General features: G+C 73.2%; 13 protein-coding genes. 10 read left to right on the plus strand and 3 right to left on the minus strand.

The window, feature by feature from the left end; all coding sequences use genetic code 11:
- Positions 1-10 precede the first annotated feature (10 nt).
- The 6 genes from ACQPXD_RS28385 (at position 11) to ACQPXD_RS28410 (ending at position 10,442) form a co-directional block, all read left to right on the plus strand.
- Complete coding sequence (locus ACQPXD_RS28385) at positions 11-1,219, plus strand: ferric iron reductase (RefSeq protein WP_432824359.1); 1,209 nt, start codon at positions 11-13, stop codon at positions 1,217-1,219.
- 88 nt (positions 1,220-1,307) lie between these two features.
- The gene (locus ACQPXD_RS28390; RefSeq protein WP_432824360.1) at positions 1,308-5,138 is read left to right on the plus strand and encodes an SNF2-related protein; all 3,831 of its coding nucleotides are present in this window, start codon (positions 1,308-1,310) and stop codon (positions 5,136-5,138) included.
- A complete protein-coding gene (locus ACQPXD_RS28395; RefSeq protein ID WP_432824361.1) occupies positions 5,131-5,919 on the plus strand; it encodes a hypothetical protein in 789 nt (262 codons plus the stop codon). The genes ACQPXD_RS28390 and ACQPXD_RS28395 overlap by 8 nt, the downstream gene beginning before the upstream one ends.
- Before the next feature lie 168 nt (positions 5,920-6,087).
- The gene (gene ahcY, locus ACQPXD_RS28400) at positions 6,088-7,620 is read left to right on the plus strand and encodes an adenosylhomocysteinase (RefSeq protein ID WP_432824362.1); all 1,533 of its coding nucleotides are present in this window, start codon (positions 6,088-6,090) and stop codon (positions 7,618-7,620) included.
- Positions 7,621-7,854: 234 nt separating this feature from the next.
- The gene (locus ACQPXD_RS28405) at positions 7,855-8,394 is read left to right on the plus strand and encodes a dihydrofolate reductase family protein (protein WP_432824363.1); all 540 of its coding nucleotides are present in this window, start codon (positions 7,855-7,857) and stop codon (positions 8,392-8,394) included.
- Between the two features lie 398 nt (positions 8,395-8,792).
- Complete coding sequence (locus ACQPXD_RS28410) at positions 8,793-10,442, plus strand: MFS transporter (protein WP_432824364.1); 1,650 nt, start codon at positions 8,793-8,795, stop codon at positions 10,440-10,442.
- A 210-nt stretch (positions 10,443-10,652) separates the two neighbouring features.
- Here ACQPXD_RS28410 and ACQPXD_RS28415 read toward each other — a convergent pair whose 3' ends face one another.
- Positions 10,653-11,225 carry an ATP-binding protein gene (locus ACQPXD_RS28415; RefSeq protein WP_432824365.1) on the minus strand — a complete coding sequence of 191 codons (573 nt, stop codon included), beginning with the start codon at positions 11,223-11,225 and terminating at the stop codon, positions 10,653-10,655.
- Positions 11,226-11,353: 128 nt separating this feature from the next.
- Here ACQPXD_RS28415 and ACQPXD_RS28420 point away from each other — a divergent pair, with 128 nt between their 5' ends.
- Positions 11,354-11,992 carry a DUF1275 family protein gene (locus ACQPXD_RS28420; protein WP_432824366.1) on the plus strand — a complete coding sequence of 213 codons (639 nt, stop codon included), beginning with the start codon at positions 11,354-11,356 and terminating at the stop codon, positions 11,990-11,992.
- Positions 11,993-12,018: 26 nt separating this feature from the next.
- Positions 12,019-12,894 (plus strand): NAD(+)/NADH kinase, encoded by an 876-nt coding sequence (locus tag ACQPXD_RS28425; RefSeq protein WP_432824367.1) that lies wholly within the window; start codon positions 12,019-12,021, stop codon positions 12,892-12,894.
- 12 nt (positions 12,895-12,906) lie between these two features.
- On the opposite strand, the gene ACQPXD_RS28430 is transcribed toward ACQPXD_RS28425, so the two are convergent.
- On the minus strand, positions 12,907-13,200 hold the full coding sequence (locus tag ACQPXD_RS28430) for a UBP-type zinc finger domain-containing protein (protein WP_432824368.1): 294 nt from the start codon (positions 13,198-13,200) through the stop codon (positions 12,907-12,909).
- Positions 13,201-13,261: 61 nt separating this feature from the next.
- Here ACQPXD_RS28430 and ACQPXD_RS28435 point away from each other — a divergent pair, with 61 nt between their 5' ends.
- Complete coding sequence (locus ACQPXD_RS28435) at positions 13,262-14,923, plus strand: FAD-dependent oxidoreductase (RefSeq protein WP_432824369.1); 1,662 nt, start codon at positions 13,262-13,264, stop codon at positions 14,921-14,923.
- On the plus strand, positions 14,920-16,359 hold the full coding sequence (locus tag ACQPXD_RS28440) for an ATP-binding protein (protein WP_432824370.1): 1,440 nt from the start codon (positions 14,920-14,922) through the stop codon (positions 16,357-16,359). Before ACQPXD_RS28435 ends, ACQPXD_RS28440 begins: the two co-directional genes overlap by 4 nt.
- A gap of 79 nt (positions 16,360-16,438) precedes the next feature.
- On the opposite strand, the gene ACQPXD_RS28445 is transcribed toward ACQPXD_RS28440, so the two are convergent.
- Positions 16,439-17,392: an NADP-dependent oxidoreductase gene (locus tag ACQPXD_RS28445; RefSeq protein WP_432824371.1), complete on the minus strand. Its 954-nt coding sequence runs from the start codon at positions 17,390-17,392 to the stop codon at positions 16,439-16,441.
- Between the last annotated feature and the right edge of the window lie 29 nt (positions 17,393-17,421).

The following is a 17,421-nucleotide window of genomic DNA, read 5'->3' on the forward strand; positions in this document are numbered from 1 at the left end:
GCTACCGGCGATGCGCATCGTCGACGCCCGCGACCCGATCGCGTTGTGGCAGTACGCGGAACGGTATCTCGGCGTCGGGACCCGCACGTACAGCCCCTACGCCGCGGACCTGGACATCGCCGACGAGTACCACCCGCAGCGGGGTGCGGCGTCGTTCGAGCTGCCGACGTTCCGGGTCCCGCCCGGCCACGGCGTGTTCCGCACCGCCGCGGCCCGCTCCCCCCTGCCCGACGTCTACCGCGACGGCGACGGCTTCCTGCTCCCGGTGCACCCCAGCACCCTCGACGCCCCCGCCCTGCTCGGCCGGGACGAGCTGCGGTCCTGCCCGCCCGGCCCGCCGCTGACCGTGGTGCCGTCGGCGAACGCCCGCACGGTCTTCGTCACCGCCGTGGCCGGCGCCCCGGTCGAGCCGCACTTCGTGAAGCTGCACTACCCGCGCCGGCTGTCCCGGTTCACCCGCCGGCTGCGCCGCCCGGTGATCGAGCTGCAGCTGTGGGTCTCCGACGACCTGCTGCGCGCCGGCACCCCGGTCCTGCCGGAGGTCGCCGGCGGCTGGTTCGGCCCCGGCCTGGGCGACGAGGCGTGGGGCTTCCTGATCCGCGCCGCCCGCCCCCAGCTCGATGCGCCCCGGTACACGGTGCCGCTGTTCGCCCTCTACGGCCACGACCTGCACGCCCCCGCCGACCCGCCGCTGCTGCGGCAGCTGGTCGAGGCGTTCGGCGAGGACCCGCTGACGTTCGTCACGGACCGGGTCGTGGTGCCGATGGTCCGCCTGTGGTCGCACACCGTCCGGGCGACCGGCTGCCCCCTGGAGACCCACGGCCAGAACACGCTGTTCGCGTTCGACCCGGCCACCCGCCGCACCCGGATCCTGTACCGCGACTGCGCCATCTACGTCGACGCCGCACTCCGCCAGGCCGGGAACCTGCCCGGCGGCCTGCCCCCGGCCAACGTGATCCCCCGCGACGTGCCGATGCCCGCCGACGAGGTGTTCAGCCTGACGTACGACAGCTTCATGGGCCACCACGCCCTGTCCTACGTGGCCGCGCTGGCCCGCGACGCCTGGGGCGTGCCGGAACGGTCGCTGCACGAGGCCGCCCGCGCCGCCTTCACCGCGCCCGACCTGCTGCCCCCGACCGTCTTCTACTACGAGAACGCCCTGTACGACAACGGCGACTGGAAACTCGTCGACACCGGCAACCCCCCGCTCTGGCGCTGACCCGCTCCCCCGCCTCGCACCCGACAGACGGTGGCGGTGGCGGTGGCGGTGCACCTGATCACGGCGGCGGCGCAGTAGGGTCGGACCGGTGATCGTCGTGCACGGCCTGGTGACCCCGGACGGAAGACTCGCCGTCTGGGCGGAAACCACCGAAGCCCCGGCCTTCACCCCACCATCCCGTTCGGGCGCTTCGTCCCCGCTGTCCGCATCCCCACCCGCCGAGCCTCCGGCGGCGACCGCACCGAGGGCCGACCGCGCCGCGGACGCTTCCGCACCGGCCGAGCCCCCGGCGGCGACACCGCCGAACGGCCGTGCCGCGGACGCTTCCGCGGCGCCGGTTGCCCGGAAGGCCCCGGCCGCCGCCCTCAGCGGTCCCCGGCCCGGCATCGCTCCGGCCCCGCTGCCGCACCCGTTCGCCGTGCTCCCTCCGATCCCCGGCCCGATCGCGACCGCCGACCTGCTGCTCCCGTCGACGCCCACCGGCCCGGCCCCGTCACCGGAGCTGGCGGACTTCCTCCCGGCCGCTCACCGCCGCACGTCATCCCGCCGCCCCACGGCCTGGACCGTCCCGATCGTGCTCCTCCCTCCGGCCACCGACCCGGAGCCGCTCGTGGCGGCGAACCCGGACGCCCGCCCCGGCTCGTCGCTGGGCCACCTGGCCGACCTCGTCACCTTCGCCACGGCACTGGTGAACCGCGGCCGGGTCCTCCCCGCCATCACCCCCGCCTCGCCCCCGGCCCCAGTCCGCGGCCGGGTCCTCCCCGCGAGCACCGCAGGGAGTGCCAGCTCCGCCCCGGCCACGGCCCCAATCCGCCGGACCACGGCCCCAGTCCGCGGCGCCGCCCCAGCCGACCTGTCCGACCTGTCCGACCTGTCCGGCGTGGATGGCGTGGATGGCGCGGAGACCGGTGGCCCGCAGGCACGATGGCGCCCGGTGCTGTGGGGCTCCGACGCCGCGACCTTCGACTCCCTGGCCGAGGCGATGCCGGGCGTGACCGCCGCGGCCGCAGCGTGGCCGACGCGCGAAGCGACCCGTGCGGCCCTGGACGCTACGGTCGACGCCGTAGTCCGCGCCCGCCTGGCGGGCCGCCCGCTGCTCGCCGATACCCAGGTCCGCCACGACACCGTCGTCCGCGCCTGGCTCGCCGCCCTCACCACCCCCGACGCCCGCCTCCGGACCGCACCACCGCCGGCGCCCCCAGACCCGTCCAGCGGCGGCGGCTCAGCGACATCCCCAGACCCCGCCGCTAGCGGCGGCTCGGCGGCGGCGGGCGGCCCGGACGAGCTCGCGGGCCCACGGCAAGACCAGGCCACGACGCTGCGCGACGGCGGCAACCGCGGTCCGGACGGCGACGACACAGGCGGCGGTGAGCCGGACGGCGTTGGTCCGGCGTCCGGTCAGGCCCCCGGCAGCGCCGCCGCGATGGCCGTCGCCGAGCTCGATCCGCCCGGGCCGCCGGGTCCGCTCACGACCGCCGGCGGCGCGGTTGGCGCGGCACTAGCCGTGCCGCCGGCACCAGCCGGGCGGGTGGCACCAGCCGGGCCGGTGGTGCCCGAGGGGCCGGAGGTCGCCCGGCTGCGGGAGACGCTCGAGCGGTGGGCGGACAGCGGGCGGCCCGCGCCCGTGCGGACCTGCTTCCGCCTCTCCTACGTCGACGAACCGGACGACGACGGCAACGACGACCGGGACAACCGCACGGACGGCGGCGGGCGGGACAGCTCCGCGGACGGCGGCGAGCGCGGAGCCGGCGGCGGCGAGGAGGAGGGCGGCTTCTGGCTGGTCGAGTTCCTGCTGCAGCCGGCCGACGAGCCGGGACTGCTGGTGCCCGCCGAGGACGTGTGGCACGACGCGGCGTCGCCGCTGTTTCGGTGGGTGGACTATCCGCAGGAGGTGCTGCTGGGCGACCTGGGGCGGGCGAGCCGGCTGTGGCCGGACCTCGACGACGCGCTGCGCGTGCCGCGGCCGGCCGAGCTGCGGCTGGACACGGCCGGGGCCTACCGGTTCCTGACCTACGCGACGCTGCTGCACGACGCCGGTTTCGGGGTGCTGCTGCCGGCGCAGTGGCAGCGCCGGCAGGAGCTCGGGCTGACGCTGACGGTGCGGACCCGGCAGCCGGCGGCGCCGGTGCTGCGGGACACGACCGCGAACCGGGCCGCGATCGTCGCCTTCCGGTGGGGGCTGGCGATCGGCGACGAGTTTCTCAGCAAGGCCGATCTGGTGGCGCTGGCCCGGGCGAAGGTGCCGCTGGTGCGGCTGCGGGGCCGGTGGGTGCACCTGGACCCGGAGCGGCTGCGGGCGGGGCTGGCGTTTCTGCGCCGGGGCGGCACGGGCGAGATGACCGCGGGCGAGGCGATGCGCCTGACCCGGCTGATCCCGGACGGGGACCTGCCGCTGCCGGTGACCGGCGTCGACGGCACCGGGTGGCTCGCCGACCTGCTGACCGGGCGGGCCGTGGAACGCCTGGAGCTGCTCGACGAGCCGGCGTCGCTGACCGCCCGGCTGCGGCCCTACCAGCGGCGCGGCCTGTCGTGGCTGGCCTTCCTGGACTCGCTCGGCGTCGGGGCGCTGCTCGCCGACGACATGGGCCTGGGCAAGACGGTGCAGGTGCTGGCGCTGGAGGCCTACCTGCGTGAGCGCGGGCCGCGCCCGCCGACGCTGATCGTGTGCCCGCTGTCGGTGCTGGGCAACTGGCGCCGCGAGATCGAGCGGTTCACCCCGGGGCTGACCGTGCGGGTCCACCACGGCAGTGCCCGCCCGGCCGCGGGCGAGCTGGGCGGCGCGGACCTGGTGCTCACCACCTACCAGGTCGCGACCCGGGACGTGGAGACGCTCGCCGCCGTCGCCTGGGACCGGGTCGTGCTCGACGAGGCGCAGCACGTGAAGAACGCCGCCGGGGTGACCGCGCGGGCGGTGCGGCGGCTGCCGGCCCGGCACCGGGTGGCGCTGACCGGCACGCCGGTGGAGAACCGGCTCACCGAGCTGTGGTCGATCGCCGACTTCCTCAACCCGGGCCTGCTGGGCGAGGCGAGCCTCTTCCGGGCCCGCTACTCGGTGCCGGTCGAACGCTGGGGCGACGCGGACGCGGCCCGCCGGCTGCGCCGGGTGACCCGCCCGTTTCTGCTGCGGCGGGTCAAGACCGACCGGGCGGTGATCAGCGACCTGCCGGAGAAGCTCGAGCGCCGGCAGTGGTGCACGCTGACGCTCGAGCAGGCGACCCTCTACAAGGCGGTCGTCGACGAACTCTTCGTGAAGCTGCGGGAGGGGCGGGCCGGCCCGCAGCGCAAGGGCCTGGTGCTGTCGGCGATGACGAAGCTCAAGCAGGTGTGCAACCATCCGGCGCACCTGATGGGCGACGGCACGCCGCTGCCGGGCCGCTCCGGCAAGCTGACCCGGCTGGAGGAGATCCTGGCCGCGGCGCTGGCGGCCGGGGACCGGGCGCTGGTGTTCACGCAGTTCGCCCGGTTCGGCCACCTGCTCGCCCCGCACCTGTCCGGGCGGCTGGGCACGGGCGTGGAGTTTCTGCATGGGGGTACCCCCCAAGGGAACAGGGACCGGATGGTGGAGCGCTTCCAGTCGGGGGCGGGCCCGGGCGTGCTGCTGGTGTCGCTGAAGGCGGGCGGGACCGGCCTGAACCTCACCGCCGCCAGCCACGTCGTGCACGTCGACCGGTGGTGGAACCCCGCCGCGGAGGCGCAGGCCACCGACCGCGCGTTTCGCATCGGGCAGCGCCGCGACGTGCAGGTCCACACATTTGTGTGCATCGGCACGATCGAGGAGCGCATCGAGCACGTCATGGCCGGCAAGCGGGAGCTGGCCGGGGTCGCGGTCGGCTCCGGCGAGGGCTGGCTGACCGGGCTGTCCACCGACGACCTGCTCGACCTGGTCACGCTGTCGCCGGAGGCGGTGGAGGATGCCTGAACGCAGCTGGTCCCACCAGTTCATCGTCATGCTCGAATCCTTGCGGATGGGTACGACATTTTCGGCCGGGCGCCGCTACGCCCGCGCCGGACAGGTACGCTCCGTGACGATCTCGACGAGTATCGTGACGGCGCTGGTCGTGGACGACGACGGCGAGACGTATCGGGCTAGGATCGGCGTCAAGGCGTTCACCGCCGCCGACTGGGCCCGCATCGAGCGTGCCCTGGCCGGCGAGGCCATCCACGCCGCGAAGCTCCTCGCCGGGCACCTGCCCGACGACCTCGACACCATCCTGGCCGGATTCGGGCTGTCGCTGTTCCCGCAGAGCCTGTCCGAGATCGTCCTGGACTGCACCTGCCCCGGCTGGCACAAGCCCTGCCGGCACCTCACCGCCGCCTGCTACGCGCTGGCCGACGAGTTCGACGCCGACCCGTTCGCCATCCTGGCCTGGCGCGGCCGCGGCCGCGACGAGCTGCTGGAGTCGCTGCGCGACCACCGCGTCTCCGCCCTGGGGCACATCGCCCGGCACCAGTCCCCGGCAGCTTCCGCGGAAACCCCCAAAAGCCCCGGATTTGGTACGTTCTGGCAGTCCGGCCCCCGCCTCACCGCGCCCGCCCCGGCCGTCCCGGGCGCCGTGCACCGCGGCGACGCCATCCTCGAGCAGCTCGACCCGCTCCCCCTCACCGTCGGCCGGTTCGACGTCACCGACCTGCTCCGTGGCGCGTACCACACATTCACGGACGGCGACGCGGGGTTGCCAGACCGCCGCGGCCGCCGGTAACTTCGAGCACAGCGGCGCGACGACGCCGCGGTCAGGGCCGAGAGGCGCTGCGACGGACCCCGGCACGCGTGTGCATCACGCACTGCCGGCCGGATCCGCCACGCTCGGCCGTTTGCTGACCTCCCTTGACCTAAGGGCGCCTCCTGTCACCGGGAGGTGACCTCAGGTATGTCCGAAATCCGTTCCACCGACACCGCTGAGCAGCAGTCCGTTGCTGCCGTCGCAAGCGGCCACCCGTACCTGCAGCGGCGCAACGGGGTCGAGTTCGCCGTCGCGGACCTCTCCCTCGCCGCGGCCGGCCGCACCCAGATCCGCCTCGCCGAGCACGAGATGCCCGGCCTGATGGCGACCCGCCGCGAATACGCCGACGCGCAGCCGCTGCGCGGCGCCCGCGTCGCCGGCAGCCTGCACATGACCGTGCAGACCGCGGTGCTCATCGAGACCCTCGTCGCGCTCGGCGCGCAGGTCCGCTGGGTGTCGTGCAACATCTTCTCCACCCAGGACGAGGCCGCCGCCGCGGTCGTCGCCGGCCCGCACGGCACCGCCGAGGAGCCGTCCGGCACGCCGGTGTTCGCTTGGAAGGGCGAGACGCTGCACGAGTACTGGTGGTGCACCGACCAGCTGTTCCAGTTCCCCGGCCCGGACGGGCAGGTCCTCGGCCCGAACATGATCGTCGACGACGGCGGCGACGCGACCCTGCTGGTGCACAAGGGCGTCGAGTTCGAGACGCAGGGCCAGGTACCGGCCGCCGGCGAGGAGGCCGACGCGGAGTACCGCATCATCCTCGACACCCTCGCGGCGAGCCTGGCGCGGGATCCGCAGCGGTTCACCCGCATCGCCGCCGGCATCCGCGGTGTCACCGAGGAGACCACCAACGGCGTGAAGCGGCTGTACAAGCTCGCCGACGCCGAGGAACTGCTGTTCCCGGCCATCAACGTCAACGATTCCGTCACCAAGTCGAAGTTCGACAACACCTACGGCATCCGTCACTCGCTGCTCGACGGCATCAACCGCGCCACGGACGTGATGCTCGCCGGGAAGCTCGCCGTCGTCTGCGGCTACGGCGACGTGGGCAAGGGCGCCGCGGAGGCGCTGCGCGGCATGGGCGCCCGGGTCGTGGTCACCGAGATCGACCCGATCTGCGCGCTGCAGGCCTCGATGCACGGCATCCCCGTCGTCCGCCTCGACGACGTCATCGCCACCGGCGACGTGTTCGTCACGGCGACCGGCAACCGGGACATCATCAGCGCCGGCCAGCTGTCCCGCATGAAGCACAACGCGATCGTCGGCAACGTCGGCCACTTCGACAACGAGATCGACATGGCCGGCCTCGCCCGCCTGCCCGGCGTGACGAAGACGGAGATCAAGCCCCAGGTGCACGAGTGGACGTTCCCCGACGGCCATGCGGTGATCGTGCTGTCCGAAGGCCGCCTGCTCAACCTCGGCAACGCCACGGGTCACCCGAGCTTTGTCATGTCCAACTCGTTCACGAACCAGACGATCGCCCAGATCGAGCTGTTCACCAAGCCCGAGTCGTACACCCGGCAGGTCTACCGCCTGCCCAAGCACCTCGACGAGAAGGTCGCGGCGCTGCACCTGGACGCGCTCGGCGTGCGCCTGACGGAGCTGACCAAGGTCCAGGCCGAGTACATCGGCGTGGACGTCGCCGGCCCCTACAAGCCGGACCACTACCGCTACTGATCCTCGGCTCCTGCCCGCGGCCGGACCTCGTCTGCTGAACCTGGCGGGGTCCGGCCACGGCCCGGCGGCCGGCGCGGCCCAGCCCGGCCGTGATTACCGAATTACCGCAATTCCGCCCTCGGCCGCACCGTGCGTCACCTGGCGATTGAGGGCAGTGCGGCGCGGACCGACGAATTGCGCGCACCCGGCTCGTCACAATGCGGAACGATCCGCGTAGACGAAGGGTGCACGACCATGGCGACAATCCTGTATTCCGCGACGATGTCCCTGGACGGCTTCATCGCCGGCCCGGGCGGCGACATGGGCTGGCTGACCCCGCACCTCGGCCCGAATCAGTTCGTCGCCGACCTGATCCCCCGGATCGGCGCCCTGATCGTCGGCAACCGCACGTTCGGCGGCGACGACCCGCACAAGGGTACGGACAAGGCGGGCAAGCCGTTCGGCGGCGGCTGGGACGGCCCGCAGTTCGTCGTCACCCACCATCCCCGCCCGGCCGGCGACGGTATTACGTTCGTCCCCGACCTGCCGACCGCGCTGCGTGAGGCGAGGGCCGCGGCCGGTGACCGGTATGTCAACATCCTCGGCGCCGACATCGCCCGCCAATGCCTGGAGGTTGGCGAGCTCGACGAGGTCCTGGCGCTGGTCGCCCCGGTGCTGCTCGGCGCCGGCACCCGCCTGTTCGACCACCCCGGCGGCGCCGAAGTCCGCCTGGAACAACTCCACGTGAGCCACACACCGCAAGCCGTCAACATTTTGATGCGAGTTATCAAATAACCGCAATCCGATATTCGGCCGGCCACCGCAGCCCAGCCTTCGCAGCGGCCGCAGCGGCGGGCTCACCGGCCGTGCGTGCCACACGGGCGATCAAATAACCGCAATCCGATATTCGTTGCTGCGGGCCGCCGCCGGGCCGCCGCCGCGCCTTCGCGGCGGCCAAGCGGCGCGCTCACTGGCCGTGCCGTGATGCACAGGCGTATGCGGTGCAAATGGCGGGGGAATCCTGCGCTTCTCGTCGTAGTCCGATGCAGACGGGACCGGCCCCTCCCCGAGCACGCGGTGACCCTGGACGCGTTCTGGACGCGTTTCGCACGGCGACCCTCTGGACGCGGTGCGTGGGGTGCGGCGGCGCAAACCGGTGGCCTCGCGGTCGGCCGGCGCGTACAAACGGCGGAGTGTTCACGATCCTGCGCAGACCGTATGCGGTGGCGCTGGCCGCGACGAACCTCCTCGTGCGGCTCTCGGGCGGAGCGGTCGCCCTCGCGCTGGTGCTGTTCGTCGAGGCGGCGCGGGACTCGTTCGGCGCGGCGGGGCTCATCGCCGGATGTTTCGCCGCCGGTACCGGCAGTGGCGCCCCCGTCACCGGCCGGCTCGTCGACCGGCTCGGCGCAACCCGGGTCCTGCTCGGCGCCGCCACCGTCCACGCCGCGGCGCTGCTGGCGATCGCCGCCCTGCCGCACGCCCCGCTGTGGCTGGCCGCGGCGTTCGCCGTGCTCGCCGGGGCGGCCCGCCCGCCGGTCGCGGCCTGGATGCGCGGCATCTGGGCGGCGATCCTGGACACCGACGCGGAGCGGCGCGCCTCGTACCGCTTCGAGAGCGCCCTGCTCGAGCTCGGCTTCATCGCCGGGCCACTCGTCGCCGGCCTGGTCGCGGCCCTGGGGCGCCCGGGCCTCGGCCTGGTCCTGGCCGCCGCCGTCACTGCCGCCGCGACCGTCGTGTTCGCGCTGTTACCGCCCGCACGCGCCGGCGCAGCCGCCCGGCCTGCCGCAAAGCCATTACCGACGGCGGCCGCAAAGCCATTACCGACAAAGCTATTACCGACGGCGGCGGAGCTGACACCAAGCGGCGCCGCCGGAACCGAATTACCGGCAATACCGTTATCCAGGTTCGGAAATGGAGCGGGACACGCACCCAACGTGACGAAGCGGTGGCGGCTCAAGAATTCGCGCAGGCGACCACGAGACGCGACGGGCGCGACGGGCGCGACGGGCGCGACGGGCGCGACGGGCGCGACGGGCGCGACGGGCGCGACGGGCGCGACGGGCGCGACGGCACAGCGTGACGTGCTGGGTGCATTGCGAGCAAGGGAAATCCGCACACTCGTCGTGTCCAGGACGGCGCTCGGCGTCACGCTCGGCGCGCTGCAGGTCGCGGCCGCCGGGTTCGCGGCCGAGCACGGCCGGACCGGGTTCGCCGGGGTACTGCTCGGCGCGTCCGCGCTCGGCAGCCTCATCGGCAGCGGTGCGCTGCGCCTGCCGCCCATCCCCCTCGCCGCGATCATGTGCGCCGCCCTCGCACCCCTCACACTGTCGGTAGGGCTGTGGTGGCTGGCCGTACTGTTCGCGGTCGCGGGGACGCCGATCGCGCCGCTGAACACGGTGGCGTACGAGGTCACCGAGCGCGCCGCGCCGACCGGCACCGCCACCGAGGCGCGGATGTGGACGAGCACCGCGACGATGGCCGGTACCGCGCTCGGCACCGCCCTGGCCGGCACCGTCGTCGAGTGGGGATCGGCCCGCGCCGCCGTGCTGGTCGCCCTCGCCGGCGCGGCCATCGCGCTCGCCGGCGAGGGCGCCGGCCCGCGATCACGACGCCGCCGGCCCCGCGGCTCCGGACCACCGACCGGACCACGCCGCCGATCGTGGTGCAGGCGATCGCCGCGATCACCCGCGCCCGGTCCCGGGGGGCCCGGCCGGCGTGTCCCAGCCCTCCGGGGCGAGCGCGATCGGCGCTCAGGGCCGGCGGGTCGCGATGGCGCCGGCCGGGCGGCTGAAAGTCTCCGTGATCATGATGCCCGCGGTGACCGCATCACGGGTTTGCCATGATCCCGGAGACTTTCGGTACACGGGTGTACATCAGCGCTCCACGATCATGAAAAACCGCTGGTGTCGATACCCAGGTGTGCATGATCACGGAGACTTCCGGTCGCTGCGCCGTGCGCTCGCGGCGTGCGGCACCCGACGCGTGGGGCCGCACAGGTCGGAGGTTGCGCCCGGCGGGTGCGGCAGCGGAGACCGAGCGGCAGAGTCCAGAGGTCAGCGGCGGCGCCACAAGGCGGCGTCGGCGGTCCAGCGCAGCGTCGTCACCGCCTGCAGTACCAGACCGCCAGACAGTGACGGCGTCACGTACAGCTCGTCGGCCAGCGACCGAATGATGTGCAGCCCCCGCCCGTGCTCGTCCAGCACCGGATCGAACACCGCCTCCGCCCGCGGCTCGGGCACCGCCGCCGCACCGGACAGCGCCGGCAGGCCCGGCAGACCCGGCGCCACCCGGGGCGACGCCACCGAACCGGAGACCACCGAACCGGAGGTCACCGGGTCCGGCCGGGCCACCGGGACCAGCCGCGCCGGATCGACCACCCCGCCGGCGTTGATCACGTGGATCACGCACCGCTCGCCGGTCACGTCGACGCCGATCTCGTAGTCGTCGATCTGCTGCGCGTGCTCGATCACATTCGCGCACGCCTCCGTCAAAATCAGACCGACGTCGTCACAGCACGACGGGTCCACCCCCAGCGTATGCAGCGCCTGATCCAGCAACCGGCGCACCACCGGCACTGTCGCGGCGTCGCGCGGCAGGTGCAGCGCCAGCCGCACAGCGATCGACAAGACTCCAACCCCCTCACCGGCGAGCGTCCGAGCGGGCAACGCGGCCTCAACCGGACCGTACCCGCAACCGGCAATCCTCATCCCAGGTGGGTGAGGGTGGGCCGCAACCAACTGGGCAACCGACCCCCGTGCGCCGCACCGTCTGGATCCTCGCCCTCGCCGCCGGCTACGTCGACGGGCTCGCCCTGCTGTACCTCGGCGGGATCTTCGCCAGCGTCGTCACCGGCAACCTCGTCCTCGTCGGCGTCGCCGCCGCCACCGACCCCCACCACGTCACCGGCGCCGCCGTCCGGGCCGCCCTCGCCGTCGCCGCCTACACCGCCACCGTCCTGCTCGCCCGCCGCCTGCCACCCGGCCGCTGCCTGCTCGCCGAACTCCTCGCCCTGTGCACCCTCTGCGGCGGCTGGGCCGTCGCCGACCACGACCCCCACGGGCTCGTCCAGCTGCCCCTGCTCACCCTCGCCACCATCGCACTGGGGCTGCAGGCCGCCGCCGGCCGCGACAGCGACCAGCCCACCGCGTACCTCACCGGCAGCCTCACCCGCCTCGCCCAGGGCCGGGCCCGCCTCACCACCGACGGGCCCCCGCTCATCGCCGTCCCCGCCGGCGCCGCCACCGCCGCCCTCCTGCTCGACCGGGTCCCCTGGCTCGGCCCCCTGCCCGCCGTCGCGCTCGTCGCCGCCGCCAGCGTCATCCACGCCGTACCCCCGCGGCCACCCCGCCCGACCGCCCCGGCCCGGCCCAGGCAGGCCGCCTACACCCCATAACCCCGAAACCCCGTAGCATGGGACCAATGGGGATGGTGCACACCGTCGGGCTGGTCCTCCACCCGCGCCGCGACTCCAAACCGGCCATCGACGCCATCATCGACTGGGCCAAGGCCCGCGACGCCACCGTCCTCGGCCTGCCCGACGAGGTCGGCCGCATCGACTGCACCGCCGTCGCCGTCAACGCCGACGAGCTCGTCGGCCGCGCCTCCCTCGTGGTCAGCCTCGGCGGCGACGGCACCATGCTGCGCTCCATGCGCCTGCTCGCCGGCAAACCCACCCCCGTCCTCGGCGTCAACCTCGGCCGGCTCGGCTTCCTCGCCGAGGTCAGCGTCGAAGAACTCCCCGACGCCCTCACCGCCATCGACGCCCACCGGTTCACCGTCGAGCCCCGCATGGCCGTGCGCACCCAGCTGCCCGACGGCACCGCCGTCACCGCCTTCAACGACATCGCCCTCGTCCGCACGCCCGGCCGCGGCCTGGCCGCCGTCGCCATCTCGATGCAGGGCTACCCGTTCGTCCGCTACAGCGCCGACGCCCTCATCGTCGCCACCTCCACCGGCTCCACCGCCTACAGCTTCTCCGCCGGCGGACCCATCGTCTCCCCCACCGTCGAAGGCATCCTCGTCGTCCCCGCCGCCGCCCACTCCGCCTTCAACCGCGCCCTCGTGCTCTCCCCCAACGACGACCTCGACCTCGAACTGCTGCCCTCCAGCGGCCGCCTCGTCGTCGAAGTCGACGGCGAAGTCCTCGGCGAGCTCAACCCCGGCGACACCCTCACCGTCTCCGCCGCACCCTCCGCCGCGAAGGTGGTGCGCCTCGGCTACACCACCTTCTACGAACGAGCCCGCAGAAAACTCCAGGTCAACGGCAGCCTCGAGGCCGAACTGCCGTTCAGCTGAGCGCGGACGACCCTACGAGTGCGCCCGCTCCGGCAGGCCCGACACCCGCAGCAACGCCTCATCGGCGTAACACCACACCCAGTCCTCACCCGGCTCGAACGACTGCACCAGCGGATGCCCCGCACTGTGGAAATGCGCCGTCGCATGCTTCGCCGGCGACGAATCACAACACCCCACGTGCCCGCACGTCAGGCACAACCGCAAATGCACCCACCGGCCACCCACCGCCAGGCAGTCCTCACAACCATCCGCCGACGGCTCGACCTCACCGATCACATCCAGATGCGAACAAGCGCTCTGCTCCATCCGACCACCGTAGCCCCCGACACAGTCGTCGCCCGCGCAAACCCGTGGTTGGATTGACACCATGGCCAAGCCAGCGATCTTGACCGTCGACGACGACGCCGCCGTCTCCCGCGCCGTCGCCCGCGACCTGCGCCGCAACTACGGCGAGGACTACCGCATCGTCCGCGCCGACTCCGGCCAGGAAGCCCTCGACGCCCTCAAGGAACTCAAACTCCGCGGCGAACAGGTCGCCGTCCTGCTGGCCGACTACCGCATGCCCGGCATGAACGGCCTCGAATTCCTCGAGGCCGCCATGGACCTCTTCCCCCGCGCCCGCCGCGTCCTGCTCACCGCCTACGCCGACACCGACGCCGCCATCCAGGCCATCAACATCGTCGACCTCGACCACTACCTCCTCAAACCCTGGCACCCGCCGGAAGAGAAGCTCTACCCCGTCATCGACGCCATGCTCGAAGCCTGGAAAGCCGCCCCCGACCGGCCCATCGCCGACGTCAAGATCGTCGGCCACCGCTGGTCCGCGCCATCCTTCAAGATCCGCGACTTCCTCGCCCGCAACATGATCTCCTACCGCTGGTTCACCACCGACGACGCCGAAGGCCAACGCCTGCTCACCGCCGCCGGCCTCACCCCCCACGACGTCCCACTCGTCGTCACCACCGAAGGCAAAACCCTCGTCAACCCCACCGAAGCCGAACTCGCCGCCCAGGTCGGCCTCACCACCACCCCCACCACCGACTTCTACGACCTCGTCGTCGTCGGCGGCGGCCCCGCCGGCCTCGGCGCCGCCGTCTACGGCGCCTCCGAAGGCCTGCGCACCGTCCTGCTCGAACAACGCGCCACCGGCGGCCAAGCCGGCCAATCCAGCCGCATCGAGAACTACCTCGGCTTCCCCGACGGCGTCTCCGGCGCCCAGCTCACCGACCGCGCCCGCCGCCAAGCCGTCAAATTCGGCGCCGAACTGCTCACCGCCTGCCGCGTCACCAAACTCGACATCCACGGCAACACCCGCGTCCTGCACTTCGAAGACGGCACCACCATCGCCTCCCACGCCGTCATCCTCGCCACCGGCGTCTCCTACCGCCGCCTCACCGCACCCGGCCTCGCCGACCTCCACGGCCGCGGCGTCTACTACGGCTCCGCCGCCACCGAGGCCCCCAGCTGCACCGACCAGGACGTCTACATCGTCGGCGGCGCCAACTCCGCCGGCCAGGCCGCCATGTTCTTCTCCCGCTACGCCCGCAACGTCCACCTCCTCATCCGCGCCGCCACCCTCACCTCCTCCATGTCGCAATACCTCATCGACCAGATCGCCACCGTCCCCACCATCCAGATCCACCCCTGCACCGAAATCGCCGCCGCCCACGGCGACGAACACCTCGAACGCCTCGAACTGCGCCCCGTCGACGGCGGCCCCACCCGCACCGTCGACGCCTCCTGGCTGTTCATCTTCATCGGCGCCGAGCCCCGCACCGACTGGCTCGACGGCGTCGTCGCCCGCGACCCCCGCGGCTTCGTCCTCACCGGCCCCGACCTGGTCACCGGCGACGGACCACCCACCGGCTGGCTCCTCGGCCGCGACCCCTACCACCTCGAATCCTCCGTCCCCGGCGTCTTCGCCGCCGGCGACGTCCGCGCCGACTCCGTCAAACGCGTCGCCTCCGCCGTCGGCGAGGGCGCCATGGCCGTCTCACTCGTCCACCGGTACCTCCTGGAGGGCCAATGACCACCCCCGCCGCCGGACGCCGCCTGGCCCCCGCCGACCTCCGCAAGCTCTTCCTCTTCGAACAACTCGACGACACCCAGCTCGACTGGCTCGCCGAACGCGGCTGGGCCGTCACCCACCCCGCCGGCCACGCCGTCTACACCGAAGGCGAACCGGCCACCTGCTTCGTCGTCCTGCTCTCCGGCACCATCTCGCTCTCCCGCAACGTCCGCGGCGACGACGTCGAGTTCTCCCGCACCGACCAGGCCGGCGCCTACGGCGGCGCCACCCAGGCCTACCTCGGCGACCAGGTCCCCCAGCTCTACAACAACACCATGCACGCCATCACCGACGCCGAGGTCTACGAACTCCCCGCCGCCGAATTCGGCCCCACCATCCGCCAATGGTTCCCGATGGCCATGCACCTGCTCGAAGGCCTCTTCTTCGGCATGCGCAGCAGCAACGACGCCGTCGCCGAACGCGAACGCCTCCTCGCCCTCGGCTCCCTGTCCGCCGGCCTCACCCACGAGCTCAACAACCCCGCCGCCGCGGCCGTGCGCGCCACCGCCATCCTGCGCGACAAGGTCGCCGGCATGCGCCACAAGCTCGCCATGATCGCCGACGGGCGCATCGACGGGGAGAAACTCGCCGGCCTCGTCGAGCTGCAGGAACTCGCCGTCAAGAAGGCCGCCAACGCCCCCAAGCGCACCGCCCTGGAAACCAGCGACGCCGAGGACACCATCGGCGACTGGCTCGACGAGCACGACGTCGCCGGCGCCTGGGACCTCGCACCCACCCTCGTCGCCGGCGGCGTCGACGTGCCCTGGCTGCAGGACCTCGCCGACGCCACCGGCGAGGCCGACCTGGAAGCCGCCACCCGCTGGATGGCCTACACCATCGAGACCGAGCTACTCATGGGCGAGATCGACGACGCCGTCGCCCGCATCTCCGGCCTCGTCAACGCCGCCAAGCAGTACTCCCAGCTCGACCGCGGCCCGTTCCAGGTCATCGACGTCCACGACCTGCTCGACGCCACCCTCATCATGCTCAACGCCAAGATCCCGCGGGGCATCAGCGTCGTCACCAACTACGACCGCGACCTGCCGCCCATCCCCGCCTACGCCGCCGAGCTCAACCAGGTCTGGACCAACCTCATCGACAACGCCGTGTCCGCCATGCACGGCAAGGGCACCCTCACCATCACCACCGGCCTCGACAGCACCGGCGACTGCGTCAGCATCGAGATCGCCGACACCGGCCCCGGCATCCCGCCCGACGTGCGGCCCCGCATCTTCGAGCCGTTCTTCACCACCAAGCCGGTCGGCGAGGGCACCGGGCTCGGCCTGGACATCAGCTACCGCATCGTCGTCAAGAAGCACCACGGCGACATCCGGGTCAGCTCCGAGCCCGGCGACACCCGGTTCACCGTCCTGCTCCCCCTGCGCGAAGCCGCCTAGCTTTTCGGGGAAACAGGTCGGCGCGTAGCGCCGAACCATATTCGGGAAGTGTGCCGTCAGGCACACCCCGTAACGTGTCCTAGGAAGCTAGGAACTTAGGATCCGAAGTTCGGGACAGCGTGACCACGACCTTGCCGTGGACGTGGCGACCGGCCTGCAGGGTCACGGCGTCGCGGATCCGCTCGAGCGGGAACGTCGCGGCGACCGGCACGGTGAGCCGGCCGGCGAGGATCGCGCCGGTGATCCGCTCCATCTCGGCCGGATCGGCCTCGCTGCCCCCGGTCGCGCGCACGCCACCGGGCGGGTTCGGGCCCGCGGCGACCGTGGAGATCCGCTCCGCCGGCACGCCCAGCCCGAGCGCGGTCTCCGCCGTCTCGGTGCCGAACAGGTCCGTCGCGGCGGTCACGCCACCCGGGGCCAGCGCCCGCACCCGCTCCGCCAGGCCCGGGCCGTAGGCCACGGGCTCGGCGCCCAGCCCCCGCAGGAACGCGAACGTGCCCGGCGAGGCGGTCCCGAGCACCCGGGCCCCGGCCAGCCGCGCCAGCTGCACGGCGAACACGCCCACGCCGCCGGCCGCGCCGCCGACCAGGACCGTGTCGCCGGGCCCCGCGCCGATCGCGGCCAGCGCGGCGGCGGCGGTCAGGCCGCACACCGGCAGCGCGGCCGCCACCTCGTCGCCGATGCCGTCCGGCGTGCGGAACAGCGCGTCGGACGCCGCCGGCATCACCAGGAAATCGGCGGCGGCCCGCGCCATCGCGCCGCCGAAGACGCGGTCACCCACGGCGAAGCCGCCGGCGCCCTCGCCGGCCTCGTCGACGACGCCGGCGAAGTCGTAGCCGAAACCGGACGGCAACGCGACGCCGAACATCGCCGCCAGCTGGGGGTTCGCGCAGATGGCCCAGTCCATCGGGTTCAGCCCGGCGGCGGTCACCCGGACCCGCACCTCGCCCGGGCCGGCGTGCGGCTCCGGCACGTCTCGCAGCTGCAGTACCTCGGGGCCACCGAACTCGGTATAGACGACCGCTCGGCTCATAGCGGGACCTCCACATGTGATGGGACAAA

Origin of the sequence: Dactylosporangium sp. CA-092794, assembly GCF_050948465.1 — a bacterium.
Classification (GTDB): Bacteria; Actinomycetota; Actinomycetes; order Mycobacteriales; family Micromonosporaceae; genus Dactylosporangium.